At 70.0% G+C, this 21,723-nt stretch carries 22 protein-coding genes; 11 read left to right on the top strand and 11 right to left on the bottom strand.

The genetic code is table 11. The annotated features are described in order from the left end of the window. Positions 1 to 22: 22 nt before the first annotated feature. A complete protein-coding gene (locus C8P66_RS20635; RefSeq protein ID WP_111400176.1) occupies positions 23 to 1,282 on the bottom strand; it encodes an alpha/beta fold hydrolase in 1,260 nt (419 codons plus the stop codon). Between the two features lie 393 nt (positions 1,283 to 1,675). On the opposite strand from C8P66_RS20635, the gene phaR reads away from it, so the two are divergent. Next, a complete protein-coding gene (phaR, locus tag C8P66_RS20630) occupies positions 1,676 to 2,308 on the top strand; it encodes a polyhydroxyalkanoate synthesis repressor PhaR (RefSeq protein ID WP_111400191.1) in 633 nt (210 codons plus the stop codon). A 7-nt stretch (positions 2,309 to 2,315) separates the two neighbouring features. Here the strand turns inward: phaR and C8P66_RS23940 are convergent, their stop codons facing one another. Together C8P66_RS23940 and C8P66_RS20625 are read right to left on the bottom strand one after the other, a co-directional pair. Then, positions 2,316 to 2,459 carry a hypothetical protein gene (locus tag C8P66_RS23940; protein ID WP_158537331.1) on the bottom strand — a complete coding sequence of 48 codons (144 nt, stop codon included), beginning with the start codon at positions 2,457 to 2,459 and terminating at the stop codon, positions 2,316 to 2,318. A 9-nt stretch (positions 2,460 to 2,468) separates the two neighbouring features. Beyond that, entirely contained in the window at positions 2,469 to 2,780 is a 312-nt protein-coding gene (locus tag C8P66_RS20625) for a hypothetical protein (RefSeq protein WP_111400175.1), read from the bottom strand. Between the two features lie 38 nt (positions 2,781 to 2,818). On the opposite strand from C8P66_RS20625, the gene C8P66_RS20620 reads away from it, so the two are divergent. From C8P66_RS20620 to C8P66_RS20600, 5 genes are read left to right on the top strand one after another with little or no spacing between them, the layout of a single operon-like run. Then, positions 2,819 to 3,751: an ArsR/SmtB family transcription factor gene (locus tag C8P66_RS20620; RefSeq protein WP_111400174.1), complete on the top strand. Its 933-nt coding sequence runs from the start codon at positions 2,819 to 2,821 to the stop codon at positions 3,749 to 3,751. Positions 3,752 to 3,760: 9 nt separating this feature from the next. Further along, positions 3,761 to 7,249 (top strand): methionine synthase, encoded by a 3,489-nt coding sequence (gene metH, locus C8P66_RS20615; RefSeq protein ID WP_111400173.1) that lies wholly within the window; start codon positions 3,761 to 3,763, stop codon positions 7,247 to 7,249. 25 nt (positions 7,250 to 7,274) lie between these two features. Next, positions 7,275 to 8,189 carry a cation diffusion facilitator family transporter gene (locus C8P66_RS20610; RefSeq protein WP_211314225.1) on the top strand — a complete coding sequence of 305 codons (915 nt, stop codon included), beginning with the start codon at positions 7,275 to 7,277 and terminating at the stop codon, positions 8,187 to 8,189. Then, a complete protein-coding gene (locus tag C8P66_RS20605; RefSeq protein ID WP_146422999.1) occupies positions 8,186 to 8,977 on the top strand; it encodes an energy transducer TonB in 792 nt (263 codons plus the stop codon). Before C8P66_RS20610 ends, C8P66_RS20605 begins: the two co-directional genes overlap by 4 nt. 12 nt (positions 8,978 to 8,989) lie before the next feature. After that, positions 8,990 to 9,544, top strand: a complete 555-nt coding sequence (locus C8P66_RS20600; RefSeq protein WP_111400171.1) for a cob(I)yrinic acid a,c-diamide adenosyltransferase — start codon at positions 8,990 to 8,992, stop codon at positions 9,542 to 9,544. 91 nt (positions 9,545 to 9,635) lie between these two features. Here the strand turns inward: C8P66_RS20600 and C8P66_RS20595 are convergent, their stop codons facing one another. The 8 genes from C8P66_RS20595 to C8P66_RS20560 are packed head-to-tail and all read right to left on the bottom strand — an operon-like array spanning position 9,636 to position 17,143. Next, positions 9,636 to 11,513 carry an AsmA family protein gene (locus C8P66_RS20595; protein WP_146422997.1) on the bottom strand — a complete coding sequence of 626 codons (1,878 nt, stop codon included), beginning with the start codon at positions 11,511 to 11,513 and terminating at the stop codon, positions 9,636 to 9,638. Positions 11,514 to 11,571: 58 nt separating this feature from the next. Then, a complete protein-coding gene (locus tag C8P66_RS20590) occupies positions 11,572 to 11,952 on the bottom strand; it encodes a rhodanese-like domain-containing protein (protein ID WP_111400169.1) in 381 nt (126 codons plus the stop codon). Between the two features lie 48 nt (positions 11,953 to 12,000). After that, positions 12,001 to 12,918: a lipid A biosynthesis lauroyl acyltransferase gene (locus C8P66_RS20585; RefSeq protein ID WP_111400168.1), complete on the bottom strand. Its 918-nt coding sequence runs from the start codon at positions 12,916 to 12,918 to the stop codon at positions 12,001 to 12,003. Between the two features lie 4 nt (positions 12,919 to 12,922). After that, entirely contained in the window at positions 12,923 to 13,945 is a 1,023-nt protein-coding gene (locus C8P66_RS20580) for a zinc-binding dehydrogenase (protein WP_111400167.1), read from the bottom strand. After that, complete coding sequence (locus tag C8P66_RS20575; protein WP_111400166.1) at positions 13,945 to 15,195, bottom strand: beta-ketoacyl-ACP synthase; 1,251 nt, start codon at positions 15,193 to 15,195, stop codon at positions 13,945 to 13,947. Before C8P66_RS20575 ends, C8P66_RS20580 begins: the two co-directional genes overlap by 1 nt. Next, a complete protein-coding gene (locus tag C8P66_RS20570; RefSeq protein ID WP_111400165.1) occupies positions 15,192 to 16,379 on the bottom strand; it encodes a beta-ketoacyl-ACP synthase in 1,188 nt (395 codons plus the stop codon). The genes C8P66_RS20575 and C8P66_RS20570 overlap by 4 nt, the downstream gene beginning before the upstream one ends. Positions 16,380 to 16,389: 10 nt before the next feature. Beyond that, positions 16,390 to 16,839 (bottom strand): 3-hydroxyacyl-ACP dehydratase FabZ family protein, encoded by a 450-nt coding sequence (locus C8P66_RS20565; RefSeq protein WP_111400164.1) that lies wholly within the window; start codon positions 16,837 to 16,839, stop codon positions 16,390 to 16,392. Positions 16,840 to 16,861: 22 nt separating this feature from the next. Next, complete coding sequence (locus C8P66_RS20560; RefSeq protein WP_111400163.1) at positions 16,862 to 17,143, bottom strand: acyl carrier protein; 282 nt, start codon at positions 17,141 to 17,143, stop codon at positions 16,862 to 16,864. Between the two features lie 133 nt (positions 17,144 to 17,276). On the opposite strand from C8P66_RS20560, the gene C8P66_RS20555 reads away from it, so the two are divergent. The 5 genes from C8P66_RS20555 (at position 17,277) to C8P66_RS20535 (ending at position 21,536) form a co-directional block, all read left to right on the top strand. Then, positions 17,277 to 18,062: a 3-ketoacyl-ACP reductase gene (locus C8P66_RS20555; protein ID WP_111400162.1), complete on the top strand. Its 786-nt coding sequence runs from the start codon at positions 17,277 to 17,279 to the stop codon at positions 18,060 to 18,062. Beyond that, positions 18,059 to 18,520, top strand: a complete 462-nt coding sequence (locus tag C8P66_RS20550; protein ID WP_245903706.1) for a MaoC family dehydratase — start codon at positions 18,059 to 18,061, stop codon at positions 18,518 to 18,520. Before C8P66_RS20555 ends, C8P66_RS20550 begins: the two co-directional genes overlap by 4 nt. 99 nt (positions 18,521 to 18,619) lie before the next feature. Further along, on the top strand, positions 18,620 to 19,618 hold the full coding sequence (locus tag C8P66_RS20545) for a TRAP transporter substrate-binding protein (protein ID WP_111400161.1): 999 nt from the start codon (positions 18,620 to 18,622) through the stop codon (positions 19,616 to 19,618). Positions 19,619 to 19,701: 83 nt separating this feature from the next. Then, positions 19,702 to 20,217 (top strand): TRAP transporter small permease, encoded by a 516-nt coding sequence (locus tag C8P66_RS20540; RefSeq protein ID WP_111400160.1) that lies wholly within the window; start codon positions 19,702 to 19,704, stop codon positions 20,215 to 20,217. Then, positions 20,217 to 21,536: a TRAP transporter large permease gene (locus tag C8P66_RS20535; RefSeq protein ID WP_111400159.1), complete on the top strand. Its 1,320-nt coding sequence runs from the start codon at positions 20,217 to 20,219 to the stop codon at positions 21,534 to 21,536. The genes C8P66_RS20540 and C8P66_RS20535 overlap by 1 nt, the downstream gene beginning before the upstream one ends. Positions 21,537 to 21,723 lie beyond the last annotated feature (187 nt).

Below are 21,723 nucleotides of genomic sequence, written 5' to 3'. Positions count from 1 at the left end.
GCAGATTGGGCTTCGGTGTGCCTCAGGGCAAGGATCGGAGCCATGCCAGCAGCGGGCGCCAGAGCGCCGCTTCGGCCATCGGCCCGGCCACCATGCCGATATGCCCGGCCCCCGCCTCATGCAGCGTGACCTCGGCCCTGCCCTCCCGCGCCCGCAGCGCCAGGGCCAGCGCGGAGGCGGGCGGGACGATCCGGTCCGCCTTGGGCACCGCCACGAACAGCGGCCCGTCCCAATCGGCCGGGTCGATCACCTGCCCCGCCACACGCCAGGCCAGCCGCCCCGGATCGTTGCGGCCATACCAGTCGGTGAAGCAGGCGCGCGCGACCGGGGCGGCCAGCGGCACGCCATCGTTCAGCCAATCCTCCAGCGCCACGAACAGCGCGGCGCGAGCGGAATCGGCCGGTTCGCGGCCGAAGCGGCGGAACTTCCGGGCGATGCCCCAGGGGTCGATGGCCGCGAACAGCGCCTGCACCACATCCGTCGGCAGCGCGCCGGTCAACTCCATCGCCGGCTCCAGCGCCGGCAGCAGGGCGGCGAGCGAGCGCCCGCGCGCCGCCGCATCGGGCCCGGCATGGAAATCCCAGGGGGTCGCGAGCAGCGCCAGCCCTGCCACCCGTTCCGGCCGGCGCAGTGCCGCGGCCAGGGTCAGCAGCCCACCCATGCAATAGCCCACCAGGGTCACGGGCCCCGGCAATGCGACGAGTGCCCGCTCCAGCGGCCCCGCGATATGGTCGGTAAGGCTCAGCCCGCGTTCCGCCGGCCCCGGCGTGCCCCAGTCCAGCAGCAGCGGCCGCAGCCCCTTGCCCGCCAGATGCCGCAGCATGGAGGCCCCGGGCGCCAGATCCAGCACATAGGCGCGGTTGATCAGCGAGGGCACGAAGAGCACCGGGGGGCCGTCACCGCCATAATCCAGCACCCGCGCCGCGCCCTCGGCCCAGATCACCGGCGGCTCGGGCAGGTCGCGCCGCCAGGGATGGTGGCGGTAGGCGAGCACGCCGGCGGCGAAGCTCGCATCCTCCTCGGCCAGTTGCCGCAGCACCGCCTCGCGCAGCAGGCTGGCGCCGTCAGCCTCCGGCCGGTCAGCGTTTTGGGCGGCGGCCGCGTTGAGGATCCGGTCCCGCTCCACCCGCCCGGCCTTCGAGATCGGCCAGGCGTCGCTCAAGCTCGGCCAGGCGTTGTCGGAGGGCGGGATCGCCGCCAGCGCCAGGCTCCGGCGCAGCCCCGCCATCCCCAGGTGCAGCGGCAGCGGGCGCGGGCCCTGGCGGTGCGGGGGGGCGTTCATGCAGCCCGGGCCAGGTCTGCAAGGCGCGCGTCCAGGCCAGCAGCATCCCCGCGCCAAGCCCGGCGATCGCGGCCATGCCGTCGCGCCATTCCACATCCCGCGCGCGGGCGTCCAGCTCGGATTGCCACAGCGCCAGCCAGTCGGCGGCCAGGCGGTCGAGCGGCGGCATCGCCGGGCCAGGGGCCTCGGACGCCGGGGACGCATCGGTCTGGGGCGGCCTGACCCGCCCGCCCTCCTTCCGTCCTGCCAAGCCACCATCCGCCATGCAACGCCGCCAGCATCCCCTCAGACCCCGCCCCGGGCCGCATTGGCGCCCATCTGCGCGCGATGCGTTCGCACCGCAACATCACCGTGCTAGGCTTAACTCCGGGATTGCCAAAAAGGATGGGCGTCATGGCCGATCAAACCGCGGAAACGCCGAAAACCAACGACGCCGAGGCCGCCGCTCCGACCCCGCCGCTCTCCACGGTGGTGGTGAAGAAATACGCCAACCGGCGGCTCTATAACACTGAGTCCTCGTCCTATGTCACCCTTGAGGATCTGGCGGCCATGGTCCGCGCCGGGCGGGATTTCGTGGTGTATGACGCGAAATCGGGGGATGACATCACCCGCGGCGTGCTCACTCAAATTATCGTGGAGGAGGAGGCCAAGGGCAAACATCTGCTGCCCGAATCCTTCCTGCGCCATCTGATCGGCTTCTATGGCGACAGCCTGCAGGGCGTCGTGCCGCGCTACCTCGAATACACCATGAGCGCCTTCGCCCGGCAGCAGGAGCAGATGCGCCAGACGGTGCAGCAGACCATCGGCACGCTGACGCCCTTCAACGCGCTGGAGGAGATGGGCAAGCAGAACATGGCGATGATGGAGCGCGCCATGACGCTGTTCAGCCCCTTCGCCGGCCGCCCCGATCCCGCCGCGACGCCGCCCGCCCGCGATCCGCTGCGGGAGGTCGAGTTGCTGAAGGCCGAGCTGGAATCGCTGCAACGGCGCATGGCGCAGATGCAGACGGAGCAGAAGAAGGGCTGAGGACGGCTCAGCTCGGGCGGGCTTGAATCCCGCCCTGGCGCGCCGCGGCCCGCCAGGGACGCGCGCGGCGCAGCGCGACCTCGAAGGCCGGGGCGGCGGGATCGATCGGCCGCCGCGCCTCCCGCCCATTGGCGGCGACATCGGCGACCACGGCGCCACCCTAGCCGAGGAGGCGGAAGCGGGCCGCCACCACCCGGTCCTCCGTCAGCGCCGTGCGAAGCTGCGCATCCTCTTGCGCCAGCACCGCGCCGAAGAAGGGCACCTGCCCCCGCACCCGGTCCAGGAACAGCCGGTCCAGCGCCAGCGCTGCCGGGGACCGCCCCTCGCAGCAGGCGCAGCCGGGCTGGTGCGAGGGCGCGCCAAAAACCTGCCGCAGCACGAAGGCAGCCGGCGCCGCCGCCGCGGCCGCCGCCAGGGCGTGCTCATCCGCGACCAGGGTCACGGGGATGCGGGCATCGATCGACCAAGCCATCGCTGGACATAAGGATATGTTTATGCGATTGGCAAGCCATGGAATCCCTCCTGACCGCCCTGCGTGCCGCCGCCGAGCCGACCCGGCTGCGGCTGCTCGCCCTTTGCGCCCGCGGCGGCTTCTGCGTGACGGAACTCGTCGCCATCCTCGGCCAGTCCCAGCCGCGCCTGTCCCGCCACCTGCGCCTGCTGGTCGAGGCCGGGCTGCTGGAACGCGTGCCCGAGGGCGCCAATGCCTGGTTCCACCTCGCCGACCGTGACGCGCTGGCGCGGGATCTGATCGCCCGGCTCGGGCCGGACGACCCGCATCTGGCCGCCGATGCCCGCGCCGCCGCGCGCGTGCTGGCCGAGCGGGCCCGCGCGGCGTCGGAAGCGTTCCGGCGCTCCGGCACCGAATGGGACGAGGCAAGCGCGCTGGAGCTGCCCGCCGAGGCGATCGAGGCCGCCCTGCTCACCGCTTTGCCGCCGGGGCGGCTGGAGGCCGTGCTGGATATCGGCACCGGCACCGGGCGGCTGCTGGAACTGCTGGCGCCGCGCGCGGCATCCCTGCTCGGCGTCGATGCCAGCCGCGACATGCTGGCGCTGGCCCGCGCACGCCTCGCCGGGCTCGGCATCGGCCATGCGGCGCTGCGCCAGGCCGACATGTACCGCCTGCCGCTGCCCGATGGCGGCTTTGACCTCGTGGCGATGCAGATGGTGCTGCATTACGCCGAGGACCCCACCGCGGCCCTGGCCGAGGCCGTCCGCGTGCTGCGCCCCGGCGGCACCCTGCTGCTGCTGGACCTGGCACCGCATGACCGCGCCGACCTCGCGCAGCGCCACGCCCATCGCTGGCAGGGTTTTTCGGATGCGGAGATCGCGGGCTGGCTCGGGGGCTGCGACGTGGCACCCGCCATCGCCATTCCGGGGCCGCTCACGGCCCGCCTCTGGGCCGCGCGCAGCACCGTCCAGTCCTCGACCCTTGCCGCCTGAAAGCATGCCATGACCCGACCCCATCTGCTCGATGCCCTTGGCGATCGCGTGCTGCTCTGCGACGGCGGCATGGGCAGCCGCGTGCAGGCGCTGACGCTCGATATCGAGAAGGATTTCTGGGACAAGGAGAATTGCACGGAAGTGCTGACCCTCTCCCGCCCCGAGCTGATCCGCGAAATCCACCGCGGCTATTACGAGGCCGGCGCCGATATGGTGCTGACCAATACCTTCGGCGGCAGCCCGATCACGCTCGAGGAATTCCAGCTCGGCAGCCGCGCCTTCGAGATCAACAAGCTCGGCGTCGAATTGGCGCGCGAGGCCGCCGAGAGCTTCTCGGACGGCCGGCACCGCTGGGTGATCGGCGACATCGGGCCGGGCACCAAGCTGCCCTCGCTGGGGCACATCGCCTATGACGTGCTGGAGGCGGCGCTGACCACGCAATGCCTCGGCCTCATCGCCGGCGGCTGCGACGCGCTGCTGACCGAGACCAACCAGGACACGCTGTTCATCAAGGCCGCCGTCAACGCCGCCAAGGCCGCGATCCGGCAGACCGGGGTGAACATCCCGATCTTCGTGCAGGTGACGGTGGAGACCACCGGCACCCTGCTGGTCGGCCCCGACATCGCCGCCGCCGCGACCGTGATCCATGCGCTGGACGTGCCGCTGATCGGGCTGAACTGCGCCACGGGCCCGCAGGAGATGGCCGAACACGTCCGCTGGCTGGCGCAGAACTGGCCGGGCAAGATCTCGATCCAGCCGAATGCCGGCCTGCCGGAGCTGGTGGATGGCAAGACGCATTACCCGCTCGGCCCCGACGAACTCGCGACCTGGATGGAACGTTTTGTCGCCGAGGATGGCATCAACCTCATCGGCGGCTGCTGCGGCACCTCGACGCCGCATATCGCCGCCCTGGATGCGATGCTGAGGAAGCGCGGCGAGCGGCGCCCCGCGCCGGTGAAGCGCACGGTCCACTGGGTGCCCTCGGTCGCGAGCCTCTACGCCGCGACTGCGCTGCGCCAGGAGAATTCCTATTTCTCCATCGGCGAACGCTGCAACGCCAATGGCAGCAAGGCCTGGCGCCAGCGCCAGGAAGCCGGCGACTGGGACGGCTGCGTCGCCATCGGCCGCGACCAGGTGGCGGAGGGCTCCAACAGCCTCGATGTCTGCACCGCCTTCGTCGGCCGCAATGAGCTGGTGGAGATGAGCGAGGTCATCACCCGCTTCACCAGCAGCGTGAACAGCCCGCTGGTGATCGACAGCACCGAGACCCCGATCATCGAGGCCGCGCTGAAGCTGCATGGCGGCAAGCCCATCATCAACTCGATCAATTTCGAGGAAGGCGAGGGTGCCGCCACGGATCGCATGGTGCTGGCGAAGAAGTTCGGCGCCGCCGTCATCGCGCTGACCATCGACGAGGTCGGCATGGCCAAGACCGCCGAGGACAAGCTGCGCATCGCCGAGCGGCTGATCGATTTCGCCTGCACGAAACACGGCCTGCCGCAGTCGGATCTGATGATCGATCCGCTGACCTTCACCATCGCCACCGGCAATGAGGATGACCGCAAGCTCGGGTTGTGGACCTTGGAAGGCATCCGCATGATCCGGGACAAATTCCCCGATGTGCAGATCGTGCTGGGGCTGTCCAACATCTCCTTCGGGCTGAACCCGGCGGCGCGGCATGTGTTGAATTCGGTGTTCCTGGATCTGGCGGTGAAGGCCGGCATGACCGGCGCCATCGTGCATGTCAGCAAGATCAAGCCGCTGCACCAGATCCCGCCCGAGGAGGTCCAGGTCGTCGAGGACCTCATCTTCGACCGCCGCCGCGAGGGCTACGACCCGCTGCAAAAACTCTTGGAGATCTTCTCGGGCCGCAAGGCCGCCGATGCGGTCGCCAAGGTCGTGGCCGCGACGCCGGAGGGAAGGCTGAAGGACCGCATCGTGGACGGCAACCGCAAGGGGCTGGAGACGGACCTCAAGGATGCGATGGACGGCGGGATGCCGCCGCTCGACATCATCAACACCATCCTGCTGGACGGCATGAAGGTCGTCGGCGAATTGTTTGGCTCCGGCAAGATGCAATTGCCTTTCGTGCTGCAATCGGCCGAGACCATGAAGACCGCCGTCGCCTGGCTGGAACCCTTCATGGAGAAGATCGAGGGCCAGGAGAAGGGCACCATCGTGCTCGGCACCGTGCGCGGCGATGTGCATGACATCGGCAAGAACCTTGTCGACATCATCCTGACCAACAATGGCTACAAGGTCATCAACCTCGGCATCAAGGTGCCGCTGAAGGACATCGTCACCGCGGCGCGCGACCACAAGGCGCATGCCATCGGCATGTCCGGGCTGCTGGTCAAATCCACCGTGGTGATGCGGGAAAACCTGGAGGAGATGTCGCGCCAGGGGATCGATCTGCCGGTGATGCTCGGCGGCGCCGCGCTGACGCGCAATTATGTCGAGGATGACTGCGTCAAATCCTATGCCTGCGGCCGCGTCGCCTATGCGCGCGATGCCTTCGACGGCCTGCATCTGATGGACCGGGTGATGGGCAATGGCTTTGATGACTACCTCGCGGCCTTGCAGACCAAGCGCGTGGGCAAGTCGAAGAACGAGAAGCGGGTGCTCGGCCAGGCCGATGCCCGCGCCTTCGCCCCGGTCGATCTCGCCTATGCCCAGACGCGGCGCCGGCGGGAGACCGCGCCCTATGCCACCCCCACCCCGCCCTTCTGGGGGGCCAAGGTGATGCAGGCCGATCCCAAGGCCCTGGTGCCCTTCATCAACGAACGCAGCCTGTACCAGTTCCAATGGGGTTTTCGGAAGCAGGGCCGCTCGCTGGAAGAATTCCTGGGCTGGGCGAAGCAGGAGCTGCGCCCGGTGCTCAAGCGCATGCTGGCGATCGCCGAGGCCGACAAGATCCTGACCCCCAAGGCCGCCTACGGCTATTGGAAATGCGCCGGCCAGGGCAATGAGCTGATCATCTTCGACACCGATGGCACCACCGAGCTGACCCGCTTCAACCTGCCGCGCCAGCCGAAAGCCGATGGCGATTGCATCGCCGATTGGGTGCGCGATGTGGATGACGCCGAGCGCGACGTGATCGGGCTGCAAGTGGTCACCGTCGGCCAGAAGGCGTCGGACGTCGCCCGGGTGTGGTTCGAGGAGAACCGCTACCAGGACTACCTCTATCTGCACGGGCTCTCGGTCGAGATGGCCGAGGCGATGGCCGAATACGTCCATAAGCGCATCCGCGCCGAACTCGGCTTCGCGGCCGAGGATGCGCGGGACATCGAGAAGATGTTGCAGCAGGAGTACCGCGGCGGCCGCTATTCCTTCGGCTACCCCGCCTGCCCGAAGCTGGAGGACCAGGCCCCCCTGCTGAAGCTGCTCCAGGCTGAGCGCATCGGGGTGGACATCAGCGACGAGTGGCAGCTCCACCCCGAGCAATCGACCAGCGCCATCGTCCTGCATCATCCGCGGGCGAAGTACTTCTCGGTCTGAGGGCGGGCGGTGTAGACACGCCCGCATGAGCACCGCCACCCCACCCCGCCTGGGCCCCCGGGCGGAAACCCTGGCCCTTGGCAGTCTCCTCATCGCCATCGCGGTGCTGGCGATGAAGGCGGTGGCCGCCTGGCTCACCGGGTCGGTGGCGCTCTTCGCCGATGCGCTGGAAAGCGTGGTGAATGTCACCGCGGCCGGCGCGGCGCTGGCGGCAATCCGCTTCGCGGCCATCCCGCCGGACGCCAACCACCCCTATGGGCATGCGAAGGCCGAGTATTTCTCCGCGGTGCTGGAGGGGGCGCTGATCATCGCCGCGGCGCTGGCGATCATTCACCAGGCCTGGAGTTCGCTGTCCTCCCTGCATGTCCCGTTCTCCCCGGCCGCGGGCCTCGCGGTATCGGCGGTGGCGGCGTTGATCAACGGGATCTGGGCCACGGTCCTGACCCGTCGCGGGGCTGTGCTGAAATCCCCGGCACTGCTGGCCGATGCCCGGCATCTCTGGTCGGATGTGGTGACCTCGGTGGGGGTGATCCTGGGCGTCGGGCTGGTGGCGCTGACCGGCATCCTCTGGCTGGACCCGCTGCTGGCGGCGCTGACGGCGGTGAACATCCTGTGGTCGGGCTGGCATCTGCTGCGGGAAAGCGTCGGCGGGCTGATGGATGAGGCGGTGTCCGATGGCCCGCTCTCCCGCATCCGCGCCATCATCACCGCCGATGCCGAGGGCGCGATCGAGGCGCATGACCTGCGGACGCGCCATGCCGGGCGCTGGACCTTCGTCGAATTCCATCTGGTGGTGCCGGGGGAGATGAGCGTCAGCGACGCGCATGGCATCTGCGACCGGGTCGAGGCGGCGTTGAAGGATGAGCTCGGCAATGCCGTCATCACCATCCATGTCGAGCCGGATGTGAAGGCCAAGCACAAGGGCGTGCTGGTGCTGTGAGCCGAAGGCGCGGGCCCCGCGCCGCGGCACGGCAGGTGCCGATGGCCGGGGCGGTGCTCGCGGCGGCGCTGCTGCATCTGGGCGCCGTGGGGGTGGTGCTGGCCTGGCCCGAGGCGCGGCGGCTGCCGGAACCACAGCAGGGCGCGGTGCTGATCTGGGCGGAACCGGCCTCGGCCGCCGCGGGGGCCGAGGCCACGCCGCCATCGCCCGAGGCGCCCGCCCCGGAGTCTCCCGCCCCGGAGTCGCCGGCCCCGGAGTCGCCGGCCCCGGAACCACCGGCCCCGCCAGCCCCCGAACCGGCACCCTCGCCGCCCGAGCCCGCGCCCGCCCCCTCACCCGAGCCGCCACCGCCGCCCCCGCCGGCGCCCCCTGCCCCGTCGCGCCCGCCATCCCGTGCCGCCGCCCCGCCCCGCGCGGTCCCCGCTCCGGCCGCGCCAGCCGCGGCCCCGGGCCCACCCGCCCAGCAGCCCGCCTGGGCGGCCGAGGGCGCCACCACCCCGCCCGCGCCCCTGGCCGGGCACCGCAATGCCGATCCCACCTACCCCAACTACGCCCGCACGATGAGGCAGCAGGGCTCGGTCCGCCTGCGGCTGACGGTCGCGGCGGATGGGCTGGTCGCCGGGGCGGCGGTCGATCGCGGCTCGGGCTATTCCACGCTCGATGCCGCCGCGGTCGAGGCCGCGCTGCGCTGGCGGTTCCGCCCCGCGCAGCGCGATGGCCAACCGGTGACGGCCGAGGCCTTCACCACCGTCACCTTCCGCCTGGATGCCGGGCGGCAGGGATTTTAGGGGAACACGACCATGGTCAGGCTCGACATCATCACGACGCGTGGCGGCGATACCGGCCAGACCAGCCTCGGCGACGGCAGCCGGGTGGCCAAGGACGCGCTGCGGGTCGAGGCCTATGGCACGGTGGATGAGGCCAATGCCGCCATCGGCCTCATCCGCCTGCATGTGCAGGGCGAGGCCGATGCCATGCTGGCGCGGATCCAGAATGATCTGTTCGATCTCGGCGCCGATCTCTGCGTGCCGGGTGTGGCCGGGGACCGGCTGCGGGTCAGCGACAGCCAGGCGCTGCGGCTGGAGCAGGAACTGGCCGGGATGAACGCGACGCTGGCACCGCTGCGCAGCTTCGTGCTGCCCGCCGGCACCGCCGCTGCCGCGCATGCGCATCTGGCGCGGACCATCACGCGCCGGGCCGAACGCCTCGCCGTGGCGCTGGCCGCCGCCGAGCCGGTGAACCCCGCCGTGGTCCGCTACCTCAACCGGCTGTCGGACCATCTTTTCGTCTTCGCCCGCGCCCGCAATGCCGAGGCGGGCGGGGATGTCACCTGGACGCCGGGGGCGGGGCGCTGACGGCCTAAGCCACCGTTAGCCGGGCGATCACCAGAGGAAGGCGTGGCGAAGGAGAGCGCGAGCAGCCGCAGCGTCATCCCGGAGAGGCCGTTCAGCCCGGCGGGCCCGCGCGGAAACAGGGGTTGGACTGGGCATGCCGACGCAGTTCGGGCGGCAGCGGCGCCATGTCATCCCCGGCGGCAAGCTGGGCGCGGCCCTCGGCCGACCATTCCGCCGGGAGGATGCTGGGCGAGGCGAAGGCGCCCGAGACCCGCACCGGCACATCCAGCGCGAAAAATCCGGTGGTCTCGCTCTGGCTGCCGATCACCAGATCCATCTGCCTCGTGCCGAGGTCGAATTGCGCGCGGCCGGCGATCGTGCCGGCCTCCGCCCGCAGGCGCAGCGGGGCGACGGTGCCCCGGCCGCCGTGCATCTCGGCCACCGCCAGCATGCAGGCGATCGGGGTGCTGCCGCCGGCATCGCGGAACAAGGCGCGCACATCGGTCGAGGCCATCTCGATCGCCGCCTTCGCGATCTGCCCGCCGGTCATGGTCAGCACGGCTTGGACCTGCGCCGCCTCCCCCACCGCCCGCAGCGTCGCGGCCTCGGCGGTCAGGGCGAGCTTCCCCTCCAACCGCCCCGACATCGGCAGCGAACGCAGCCCGAGCAGCTTGCGGACATCGTCCAGGTCGCTGCGCTCCAGCGCCGCCTCGGCGGAGAGGCGCGCGCCGGTATCGGTCGCCGCCACCGCGCCCGAACCGGCCAGGCGGATGCCGGAGAGGGTCGCGGCCAGGTGCTGGACATTGATCCGCCCTGGTTCCTGGGTCGCGGTCAGCTCGACCACGCCGAGATCCTCGCCCGCGACATTCAGCGCGCCGATGGCGATCTGCACATCCAGCCGCGGATCGGGCCGCTGGCTGACCACCAGCGGCGTGTCCCCGCCGCCGACGCTGCCTGGGGCGGGCAGCAGCGGGTCCAGCGCCAGCTTCTCCAGGCTGAGGGCCAAAGCAATGGCATCGGGGCTCCCGTCGCGGCCCTCATCCAGTTGCAGCAGGCGCAGGGTCAGGGCTTGCCCGGCAAAGCTGCCGCTCGCCTCGCTGAGGCGCCAACGATCACCCTTGCGGGTCATCGGCCCGGCGAGGTCGAGCCGGGCCGGGATCTCGGCCACGACACCGGCGAGCGCGAGCAGGGTGCCAAGCCTCGGCGCCGTGAGGCTGAGCCGCCCCTCGGCGCCATCGACATCGAAGGGCGCGGTCATGCTGCCCTCGAAGGTCAGCGCGGTGTCCTCGCCGGCAACGAAACGCAGATCGGTGCCATAGGGCCGCGACGCATCGCGCAGCACCACGATCGGGTCGAGCGCCGCCTCCAGCGTCACCGCGGTGTCGTTGTAGGCGCCGGTGGCGCGCAGCCGCACCGGCTGGTCGGCGGCGGGGGTGGCCAGGGTCGCGGTCTCCAGCCTGGTGCGCAGCAGCAACCCGCCGGTGGTCCGCACCAGCACCTCGCCGCGGTGGAGTTCGACATCCAGCAGCGTCGGGACCCAGGAGCGGTCCCCGGCACCCTCCGGCACCGCCCGGCGCCGCGAAAAATGCCAGTTGGCGGTGCGGTCCGGCAGGCGTTCGAGCAGCAGCGAGGCTTCCTCGGCGCGGGCCTTGCGGACCACCACCGGCCCACGCAGCAGCGACAGCGCCTCGACCTCCAGGCTGAGCCGGCCGAGGGCCAGCATCTCCTCCCGGCTGCCACCGGGCAGGTTGCCGATCCGCAGCCCGGCCAGTTCGACCAGCAGCCAGCGCCCGGGGGTGACATGCAGCCCGCCGATCGCGACCGGGCGGCCGAGGGCGGCGGCCACGCGGCCGGCCACGATCGGGCCGAGGTCGATCCGCCTGAGGAAGAAGAACCCGGCGAGGCCGAGCCCCGCCAGCAGCAACAGGACGCAGCCGAGGCTCAGCAGCGCCCGGCGGGGCCAGCGCGATGGCCGGGAGGGGAGCGCCATGGCCTCCGGCTCCGGGCTCTGGTCCGGCACGCGCGTGGTGCCCCCCGGGTCGCGCCTGTCAGCCGGGCTCGACCTCGCCCCCGGCCTCGACCCAATCCTTGAAGGCACCGAGGTTGCGGACGTCGGAATAGCCCATGTCGCGCAGCGTCTTGCCCGCCAGCGCCGAACGCCCGCCCGAGGCGCAATAGACGAGGATCGTCTTGGCGCGGTCGAAGGCGGCCTCATGCGCCGGGGATTCGGGATCGGCGCGGAATTCGAGCAGGCCGCGCGAGACGGCCAGCGCGCCCTTGGCCTTGCCGGAGGTCTTCACCTCGGCCGCGTCGCGCACGTCCAGGAAGATCACCTGCGGCTCGCCGGAGAGGGCCTTGGCCTCGCTCGGGGAAATACGCGGCACGGCGGCATTGGCGGCGGCGAGCATGTCCTTGACGGTCACTGTCATGGTTCGGGTCTCCCTTTGGTCCGGGGCAAGCCTATGGCGAAGCCGCCGCTACCGCCAGCGCCGGTGCATCCAGAGCCATTGGCCGGGATGCTCCCGCACCCAGCCCTCGATGACGGTATTCACCGCCTGGGTCGCGGCCGCGACATCCACAGCGCCGGTCGCATCGCGCGGCATCGGGATGGCTTCCGTCAGCTCCAGCCGGATGCGGCCATCGGGCTGGCGGATCGCGCGGGTGCCATGCACCGGCACATCGAAGCGCCGCGCCAGATTGCCGAGCAGCGGATTGGCCGAGGCCTCGCGCCCCAGGAACATCACCCGCGGGCCGCGGCCGAAGCGCTGGTCCACCAGCATGCCGACATGCAGCCCCTCGGCCAGCGCCCGCGCGAGGCGGGAGGGGGCGAGCAGCCCCGCCGGGATCAGGCGGCCCATCATCGGCCCACGCAGCGCCAGGATATCGCCGGCCACGCGCTTGTTGTTGGGCGTGCGGTAGAGCACCGCCGCCGCCAGCCCCGCGCCATGCGCCGCGACCGCCGGCAATTCCCAGTTCGCGAGGTGGGCCGCGAAAATCAGCGCGCCACGGCCATCCTCGGCAAGCTCTGTGAAGCGGGCGGCGGTGGCGGCGTCGCAGTAGATACGACCGGCCTCCGGGCGCGCCACATCCAGGTCCCACAACGCCGCCAGATGCACATATTCGCAGGCGGTGCGGCCGAGGTTGTCCCAGGCCTGGCGCGCGACCTCCGCCTGCCAGGCGGGATCGCGCTCAGGGAAGGCCAGGCGGATGTTCTCGGCGGCGATGCGATGGGCCTTGGTCAGCGGCCCGACGGTGCGCGCGACCGCAGCCCCGATGCGCGGGGCGAGCTTCGGCCCCAACAGCCGCAGCAGCCCAAACCCCGCGCGCACCACTCCCGCGACCAGCGGTTCGGTGACGCGCAGCAGGACCAGGCGCTGCCTGAGGCTCAGCGCCATGGGGTCAGAGGGTGACGATGATCTTGCCGAAGACGCGGCGGCTTTCCAGCCGGTCGAGACATTCGGCGAAGCGCTCCAGCGGCACCACGGTATCGACCACCGGCAGCAGCCCCGCCTCCATCTTCGCATAGCCCGCCGCGATGTTGCGCATCGAGGCGCCGAAGGAGCCGAAGATGTGTAGCTGGCGCTGGAAGATCATCATGAGGTTGGTCTCGGCCGAGACGCCCGAGGTGCTGCCGCAGGTCACGAGCCGCCCGCCCATGCAGAGCGACAGCAGCGACCCCGCCCAGGTATCGGCCCCGACATGTTCGAACACCACATCGACGCCGCGCTTGCCCGTGAGCCGGCGCGCGATGGAAGCAAAATTCTTCTCGCGGTAGTTCACCGCATGGTCGGCGCCGAGGGCCAGCGACTGCGCGCATTTCTCATCCGAGCCCGCGGTCGCGATCACGGTGCAGCCCAGCGCCTTGGCCTGGCGGATGGCATAGCTGCCGATGCCGCTGCCGCCGGCATGGATGAGGATGGTTTCCCCAGGCTGCAGCTTGGCATTGTCGAACAGCATGTGCTCGACGGTGGAGACGGTGACAGCGCCGCAGGCGGCCTCCTCGATCGGGATCGACGTCGGCACGCGCACCATCAGCCGCGCCTGCACATTGCAAAGCTCGCGGGCAAAGCCGTCGACATGGAAGCCCATGATGCCGGAGACGTTTTCGCAGAGGTTGTCGCGCCCCTCGGTGCAGGCCCGGCAAACGCCGCAGGTCTGCGCGCCATAGGGGGCGACGCGGTCACCGGCCTCCCAGCCCCGCACGCCCTCACCCAACGCGACGATATCGCCGACGGCCTCGACCCCGACGCAGATCGGCAATTGGCGCTTGGCGAAGGCCATGCCGCGCCAGCCCCAGACGTCGATGTGGTTCAGCGCCATCGCGCGGATGCGGATCTGCACCTCGCCGGGGCCCGGCGGCGGCGGCGGGGGGATGTCGTCCAGCCGCAGGTCGCGATCGCCATGCAGACGCAGCGACCGCATCAGAGCGGTTCCGCCGCCAGCACCAGACAGACGTTCTGGCCACCGAAGCCGAAGGAGTTGGAGAGCACGTTCACGACCTTCGCCGCCCGCTTCACATTCGGCACCACATCGAGCGGGATGTTCGGGTCGGGCTCGTCATGGTTGATCGTCGGCGGCAGCATCTGGTCGCGGATGGTCAGCAGGCTGAACGCCGCCTCCAGCGCGCCGGAGGCCGAAAGCGTATGGCCGATCATGGATTTGTTGGAGCTGATCGGCGGCGGCGCCTCACCGAAGACGGCGCGCATGCCGAAGGTTTCCATCTTGTCGTTCTCGGGCGTGCCGGTGCCATGGCCGTTCACGTAGTCGATCTGCCCCGGCTCCAGCCCGGCATCGGCCAAAGCGTTCCGCATGGCGCCGAGGATGGCATTGCCATTGGGATTGCTGCGGGTGCGATGAAAGTTGTCGGCGCGTTCACCGCAGCCGAGCACGATGCCGATGATCTTTGCCCCGCGTGCGCGGGCGCTGTCGTAATTTTCCAGCACCAGCGCCGCCGCGCCCTCGGCCATGACAAACCCGTCGCGCGACTTCTCGAAGGGGCGGGAGGCGCGGGCGGGCTCGTCGTTGCGCGTGGACAGTGCGGAGAGCAGCGAGAAGCGCACCACCGCCTCCGGCTGCACCGAGCCTTCGGCGCCGGTCGCGATGCAGGCGTCGCATTCGCCGCGCTGGATCGCCTCGACGCCCAACTGGATCGCGCTGGCGCCGGTGGCGCAGGCGGTGGTCAGGGTGATCGGCGCGCCGCGCGTGCCGAAGCGGTCGGCCAGGCGCTCGGCGACACCGCCGAAGGCATAGGCCTCGAAGATGCCGGTCTCGGGCGAGGCGGCGGCGACCATGGCGGGGTAGCCCGCGGCATTGGCCCGGCGGGCGAGGTCAAACCGCGTCGGCCATTCGATATCGACCGGCGGCATGCCGAGGAACAGCGGCCCGGGGAAGCTGCCGAGGCTGCCGATGCCGGCCTCCTCCAGCGCCTCCTCGATCGCGAAAGCGGCCAGGCGCTCGGTGCGGGCCGGGCTGGTCAGCGGGGCCCCCGGCGCATCGGCGACGGTGCCGGCGATGGTGGTCCGCAGATGGTCGGTCGGGAAGCGCGTGATCCGGGTGATGCCGGATTGCCCGGCGCAGAGCTTCGACCAGTTCTCCTCCCGCCCCCAGCCGAGGGAGGTGACGGTGCCGATGCCGGTGACCGCCACCAGAGGCCGGCCGCGATGGTCGTTCATGAGGCTGCTCCGGACAGCAGGGCCAGGGATTCGCCCCGCCACTGCCCCATGCCGGTGACCAGCACGGCGGCAGGCACGACGTCGCCGGTATCGGCGGGGTCCAGCGGCGCCGGCAGCGCGCCGCGCTGCAAGGCCAGCGCCGCCAGCGCGACATGGACGAAGAATGTCGCCTCCACCCCATGCCCGATGCGGGAGGCGGGGGTGCGGATGGCATCGGCGCCGATGGTGTCGAGGAAGCCGCGTTCCTCGGCATGGGCCGCGCCCGCGCCGGTCGTGCCGGAGATCACCGCAAGCGGCCCCTCGGCCCGCATCGGCGCGAGGCGCTGCCAAAGGGCGGCCAGGGCCGCCTCGCTCTCGCCCGGGGCGCGGCGGCGGGCGGTATCGGTCGCGACCCCGTCCAGATGCGCGAGCACCCGGGCGCCGCGCGCCTCGGCATGGGCCTCGGTCTCCAGCACCAGGAAGCCGGCCATGCCGCCGAGGGCGATCCCGCCGTGCTCGCCGCGCGCCGAGATCGGGGCCCAGTCGCCCTGCATCAGATTGCCGCCGGGCCCGTAGAAGATCAGCAAATCCCACCGCGTGGCGATGAAGGCGCCGCCGACCAAAGCGATGCGGCCGCTGCCCTCGCCGAGCCGCGCCGCGGCGATCCGCAGCGCATCGGCGCCGGCCTGCTCCTCGCCCATGAAGGTGCGGGAGGAGCCGGTGACGCCATGCACGATGGAGATGTTGCCGGCCATCAGGTTCGAAAGCTGGGCCAGGAACAGGGTCGGGCGCAGGCCATTGGCCAGGCGCTCGTTCAGGATCGGCCCGGCGGCCTCGGCCGGCATCCCGGCCAACTCGCCCACGATCGCCTCATCCAGCGCCAGGTCGCGCTCGCCACCGCCGGCGGCGACGATCAGATGCATGTCGGCGACGAGATCCCGCGCGCCGGCATCGTCCAGTGCCAGGCCCGCGGCATAGGTGCCGAGGCGCTGCCAGGGCTCCATCTGGCGCTGGTCGCCTTTACGGGGGATCTGGGCGTCGAGCGGCAACGGCGGGACCGGATGCAGCGCGAAGGGCGCGCAGGTCGTGGTGTCCAGCACCGGGGCGCCGGCGGGGTCGGACATGGCGGCCCAGTTCGCCTCCGCCCCGTCGCCGAGGGAGGTGACCAGCCCGATGCCGGTAATCACGATGCGTTGGCGAGTCATTGGGGGCGAGTCATTGGGGCAATCCGATCTCGATCGCGCGGGCGCGCATGGAGGCGGCGATGGTGTCGTTGGGGAAGGGCATGGTGCGCAGGGTCAGCTCGGCATCGGCGATACGACGGCCCTCGCTCTCGATCCGGCCCGTGGTCACGGCGAAGCCCGAGCCGTCATGCGTGAGGCGCGCCGTCACCTCCAGCACCGCCCCGGGGCCGACGAAATGCCGGAACTTGGCCGAGCGGACGTTCATCAGGAAGGGCATGCGGTCGAAGCCGAGCGTGCCCAGCAGCAGCCAGCCGCTGGCCTGGGCCATGGTCTCGATCATCAGCACGCCGGGCACCAGCGGGTAGCCCGGGAAATGCCCCTCGAAGACCGGCGATTCGTCGGGCACCCGGGCGCTCACGGTGATGACGCCCTCGGCCAGCGAGATCACCCGGTCCACCATCTGGAAGTATTCGAGCCGCATGGCGTGGCCCGTCCTGGCGCTCTCAGCCCGCCTTCGCGGCGACCAGCTCCTCGACGCGGATCGCGAGGTTCTTCATGACGAAGTAGTGCTCGGGCGGGGCTTCGCCGGCGTTCACGTCCTGCGTCCACTTCTCGACCGGGACCTTGATGCCGAAGGCCTTGTCGATGGCGAAGACGATGTCGAGGAAGTCCAGGCTGTCGATGCCCAGATCGTCGATCACGTGGCTGTCCGGGGTGATCTTGTCGCGCGGCACTTCGCTGTTTTCCGCGATAATGTCGGCAATGCGATCGAACGCCGAGGCCATGGGCGGCTCCTGACAGAGAACGGGAAAGGTACGAAAGACGGCGGTGTCTGCCCCGTTCCGAAGGGGAAGGCAAGCCGGAAGGGCTGGCCGCAGCCGCGCGTGGCGCGCATCCTGGCCGTGGGGAGGGCAATCCGTGACGCAAAGCAACAGTTCGGCACGCCCGGTCGCGCTGGTGACCGGCGCCAGGCGGGGAATCGGGCGGGCAAGCTGCGCAGCACTCGCCGCCCGCGGCTATGATGTGCTCGGTTGTGACATCGAGGAGGCAGGGGCCGCGGAAACCGGGGCGGCGGTGGCGGCGGCCGGCGGGCGCTTCGGCTTCCTGGTCGCGGATCTGTCGGATCCGGGCGCAATCGCGCTGCTGCTCGACTGGGCCTGGGCCGAGTCCGGCGGGATCGAGGCGCTGGTGAGCAATGCCGGGGTCGGCGCGATGCGGCGGGGGGATCTGCTGGACCTCACCCTCGCCTCCTGGGACCGGGCGATGGATGTGAATGCGCGGGCGGCCTTCCTGGTCGCGCAAGGGGTCGCGCGGCGGATGGTGGCGGCGGATGCGCCCCGGCGCGGGATGCGCGGGATGGCCTTCGTCTCCTCGGTCAATGCCAGCATGGCGAGCCCGGACCGCACCGAATACAGCGCGAGCAAGGCCGCCGTCGCCATGGTCGCCAAATGCTTCGCGCTGCGCCTCGCGGAGGAGGGCATCCCGGTCTATGACATCCGCCCCGGCGTGATCCGCACCGACATGACCGCGGGCGTCGCCGCGCGCTACGAGACGCGCATCGCCGAGGGCCTCTCCCCGATCCGCCGCTGGGGCGAGGCCGAGGATGTGGCGACCGCCATCGCCGGGCTCATCACCGGCGTCATCCCCTTCTCCACCGGCGACGCCTTCCATGTCGACGGCGGGCTGCATCTGCACCAGCTGTGAGCATCGACCCCGCGCTGCTGCGCTTCGAGCAGATCGAGCCCGACCTCACCTACACCACCGGCGGGATCATGGTGACGGAGGCGCATATCGTGGCCTTCGCCGGGCTGACCGGGGATTTCTTCGACATCCACATGGATGACGACTACGCCCGCTCGCTCGGCTATCCGGGGCGGGTCGCGCATGGGCTGCTGGGGCTTGCCCTCTGCGACGGGTTGAAGAACCGGGCGTGCGTACGCCTCGCGGCCATCGTCTCGCTGAACTGGCGCTGGCGGTTTTCCGGGCCGATCCTGGTGGGCGACCGGATCGCGGCGGAGATCACCGTCCTCGGCAAGCGCGAGACGCGACAGCCGGACAGAGGCATCGTCACCCTCGGCTTCCGGCTGTTCAACCAATTGGAGGTGACGGTGCAGGAGGGTGAGAACGACCTGATGGTGCATCGTCTGCCGCCGGCCGGATGAAATGACGCAACGGTAACTGAATGGTTTTCTTTCCGTGCCGGGCTGGCTAGCCTGCCCCGGCAAGCCGGCACAAAGCCGGCGCAGGGAAGGAATTCATCCATGGACCGTCGCACCCTCTTGGGCGGTGTCGCCGCCGGCACCGCGCTGCTCGCCGCCCCGCATGTCGTCCGGGCGCAGGCCACCATCACCCTCAACGGCGCCAGCCAGTTCAATGACGAACACGTCTTCACCCGCGCCATGTCCCGCTTCGCCGATCTGGTGAAGCAGTACTACGGCCGGCCGGTGAATTTCGTGATGCACAACAATTCCGCGCTGGGGCTGGAGAAGCAGTATTTCGAGTACATGTCCGCCGGCCGCGCGGTGGATTACGCCATCGTCAGCCCGGCGCACATGTCCACCTTCAGCCGCGCCGCCCCCTTCATCGACGCGCCCTTCCTGTTCCGCGGCCTCGATCATTGGAACGCGGTGCTGGACAATGACATGTTCAGCCCGATCGCCGAGGAGATCGACCGCCGCGCCCGGGTCAAGCTGATCGGCTGGGCCGGCGGCGGCGTGCGCAACATCTTCAGCAGCAAGTCCGCCTCCAACATGGCCGAGCTGCGCGGCCTGCGCATCCGCGTCCAGGGCGCGCCGATCTGGAGCCGCACCTTCCAGGCCGTCGGCATGGCGCCGCAGGTCATCGCCTACAACGAGGTCTACAACGCCATCCAGAACGGCGTGATCGAGGCCGGCGAGAACGAGGCCGCCGGCGTCGAGCAGATGCGCTTCTTCGAGGTCGGCTCCAATCTGCTGATGACGCAGCACGCGATCACCGTGCGGCCGCTGTGCTTCTCGACGCAGACCTTCTCGCGCCTGCCGCGCGAGTTGCAGGCGGCCATCGTGCAGGCCGGCAAGGAAGCCGGCGCCTTCGGCCGCCAGACCGAAAGCAGCGAGGATTCGCAGAAGATCGCGGCCCTCGAAGCGGCCGGGCGCCTGCGCCGCATCGCATTCACCGAACGCCCGGCGATGCAGACCGCGGTCGAGCCGGTGATGGCCGCCTATGCGCGCGAGATCGATGCCGAGCGCATCTTCGCCCGCATCAACGCCCAGAACGCCTGACAGCCGGCCGCCTGACCACCCGACGGGGGCGGCCATGACGGCCGCCCCCTCCCCCCCCGATTGCTCTCCTGAGGACCACCGCCATGCCGCCATCGGGCGCGCGCGAATTCCTGCGCCGTTTCAACACGCTTTACAGCCGGGTTCTGGATGTCCTGCTGATCCTCACCGTCGCGGTGCTGCTGCTGCCGGTCACCATGCAGATCTTCGCGCGCTTCACCGAGCTCCTGCCGCGCTACATCTGGACCGAGGAGCTGTCGCGCTTCCTGCTGATCTGGATGATCATGATCGGCGCGATGATCGGCGTGCGGGAAGGCACGCATTTCACCGTCGACCTGTTCCCCTCGCTGAAGGGCCGGACGCGCGCGGCGCTGGACATCTTCTCCGGCATCTTCGTGCTGATCTTCGCGATGGTCTTCCTGGTCTATGGCTGGGAGTTCACCGACCTCGCCTGGTACCGCATCAGCGAACTCGCCGAATTGCCCTTGCCGATGATCCATCTCGCCTGGCCGGTCGCCGGCGCGACCTGGCTGCTGTTCCAGGGCGAACGCATGTGGGACGACCTGCGCGTCTTGCGCCACGGCGACGAGGAGCAGGTCTGATGGGTGCGAGCACGCTTTCCGCCACCCAGGCGGCCTGGATTCTTTTCGGCCTTTTCTTCGCGCAACTCGCCCTTCGCATTCCGGTCGCGGTGGCGCTCGGCGTCGCCTGCCTGCCGATCCTGTTCATCGAGGACCGGCTCTGGCCGATGATCCTCGTGCAGGAGACGTTCAACGCCTACAACTCCTTCATCCTGCTCGCGGTGCCCTTCTTCCTGCTCACCGCGAACCTCATGAACATCGGCGGCATCACCGATCGGCTGGTGCTGTTCTCGCGGGCCCTGGTCGGGCATTTTCCGGGCGGTCTCGCGCAGATCAACGTCGTGCTCTCGATCTTCTTCGCGGGCATTTCCGGCAGCAGCACCGCGGATGCGGCCAGCCAGTCCAAGCTGTTCATCGATGCCCAGCGCAAGGAAGGCTATGACGACAGCTTCTCCGTCGCGATCACCGCCGTCTCCTCGGTGATGGCGGTCATCATCCCGCCCTCGATCCTGATGATCGTCTGGGGCGGGGTGCTGACGGTCTCGATCGGCGCGCTGTTCCTGGCCGGCGTGCTGCCGGGGCTGATGATCGGCATCGTGCAGATGGCGACCGTGCATGTCTATGCGACGCGGCGCGGCTACCCGACCTATGCGCGTGCCACCTTCCGCGAGATCCTGGCGGGGTTCTTCGTCTCGATCCCTGCCCTGATCACGCCGGTCATCATCATCGGCGGCAAGATCTTCGGCTGGTTCACCGCGACGGAAAGTGCCTGCGTCGCGGTGCTCTACGCGGGCTTCCTGTCGATGATCGTGTACCGGGAGATGAATTTCAAAGGCCTGCTCAATGCCTTCTCGGAAACCGGGCGGCTGTCGGCCATCACCCTGTTCTGCGTCGGCACCGCCAGCGCCTTCGGCTGGCTGCTGGCCTACTACAAGATCCCCGAGGCGTTGCTGGCCGGGGTCTCGGCCTGGGAAATGGGGCCGATCGCGACCGGGCTGTTCATCGCCGGTGTCTTCCTCGTGGTCGGCTGTTTCCTCGATGCGATCCCCGCGATCATCATCGTCGGCACCATCCTGCAGCCCATCGCGGCGGTGGGCGGGCTGCATCCGGTGCATTTCGCGATGATCGGCATCGTCTCCCTGGCCTTCGGCCTGGTAACGCCGCCTTACGGACTTTGCCTGATGATTTCATGTGCAATTGCAAAAATGCGCATGGTTGATGTGCTGAAGGACACCTTCATCATGCTCATCCCCATGCTCATGGTGCTTTTGTTGCTGATTCTATGGCCAGGGATGGCCTTGACCTTGCCGGAATTGCTTGAGCCCGATTTCCTGAATTGAGCGGGGCCGCAGCCGGCATCCGCCAATCTTCGATGCGTCTGCGCTTTATGCTTGCCCTTCCGATCGGTCGGACCATATATGGCTCGTCAGCCTCTTTTGGTCCGGCCCGCTCCTCCGTTCTCTCATATGAGCGCCGAGCCTGCTGCCCGCCCCCTTTCGGAGAATGATCCGCTGCGCATGTCGTGCG

Origin of the sequence: Humitalea rosea (assembly GCF_003253705.1) — a bacterium.
GTDB classification, from domain to species: domain Bacteria; phylum Pseudomonadota; class Alphaproteobacteria; order Acetobacterales; family Acetobacteraceae; genus Humitalea; species Humitalea rosea.
This window is presented reverse-complemented; position numbering and strand designations above follow the sequence as displayed.

Excerpts from the sequence above, each read along its gene's own strand:
- C8P66_RS20560 (WP_111400163.1), bottom strand. The coding sequence starts at position 17,143 with ATGGCCTCGGCGTTCGATCGCATTGCCGACATTATCGCGGAAAACAGC.
- C8P66_RS20565 (WP_111400164.1), bottom strand. The coding sequence starts at position 16,839 with ATGCGGCTCGAATACTTCCAGATGGTGGACCGGGTGATCTCGCTGGCC.
- C8P66_RS20585 (WP_111400168.1), bottom strand. The coding sequence starts at position 12,918 with ATGGCGCTGAGCCTCAGGCAGCGCCTGGTCCTGCTGCGCGTCACCGAA.
- metH (WP_111400173.1), top strand. The coding sequence starts at position 3,761 with ATGACCCGACCCCATCTGCTCGATGCCCTTGGCGATCGCGTGCTGCTC.
- C8P66_RS20575 (WP_111400166.1), bottom strand. The coding sequence starts at position 15,195 with ATGAACGACCATCGCGGCCGGCCTCTGGTGGCGGTCACCGGCATCGGC.
- C8P66_RS20535 (WP_111400159.1), top strand. The coding sequence starts at position 20,217 with ATGGGTGCGAGCACGCTTTCCGCCACCCAGGCGGCCTGGATTCTTTTC.
- C8P66_RS20570 (WP_111400165.1), bottom strand. The coding sequence starts at position 16,379 with ATGACTCGCCAACGCATCGTGATTACCGGCATCGGGCTGGTCACCTCC.
- C8P66_RS20610 (WP_211314225.1), top strand. The coding sequence starts at position 7,275 with ATGAGCACCGCCACCCCACCCCGCCTGGGCCCCCGGGCGGAAACCCTG.
- C8P66_RS20595 (WP_146422997.1), bottom strand. The coding sequence starts at position 11,513 with ATGGCGCTCCCCTCCCGGCCATCGCGCTGGCCCCGCCGGGCGCTGCTG.
- C8P66_RS20620 (WP_111400174.1), top strand. The coding sequence starts at position 2,819 with ATGGAATCCCTCCTGACCGCCCTGCGTGCCGCCGCCGAGCCGACCCGG.
- C8P66_RS20635 (WP_111400176.1), bottom strand. The coding sequence starts at position 1,282 with ATGAACGCCCCCCCGCACCGCCAGGGCCCGCGCCCGCTGCCGCTGCAC.
- C8P66_RS20545 (WP_111400161.1), top strand. The coding sequence starts at position 18,620 with ATGGACCGTCGCACCCTCTTGGGCGGTGTCGCCGCCGGCACCGCGCTG.
- phaR (WP_111400191.1), top strand. The coding sequence starts at position 1,676 with ATGGCCGATCAAACCGCGGAAACGCCGAAAACCAACGACGCCGAGGCC.
- C8P66_RS20625 (WP_111400175.1), bottom strand. The coding sequence starts at position 2,780 with ATGGCTTGGTCGATCGATGCCCGCATCCCCGTGACCCTGGTCGCGGAT.
- C8P66_RS20540 (WP_111400160.1), top strand. The coding sequence starts at position 19,702 with ATGCCGCCATCGGGCGCGCGCGAATTCCTGCGCCGTTTCAACACGCTT.
- C8P66_RS20580 (WP_111400167.1), bottom strand. The coding sequence starts at position 13,945 with ATGCGGTCGCTGCGTCTGCATGGCGATCGCGACCTGCGGCTGGACGAC.
- C8P66_RS20600 (WP_111400171.1), top strand. The coding sequence starts at position 8,990 with ATGGTCAGGCTCGACATCATCACGACGCGTGGCGGCGATACCGGCCAG.
- C8P66_RS20590 (WP_111400169.1), bottom strand. The coding sequence starts at position 11,952 with ATGACAGTGACCGTCAAGGACATGCTCGCCGCCGCCAATGCCGCCGTG.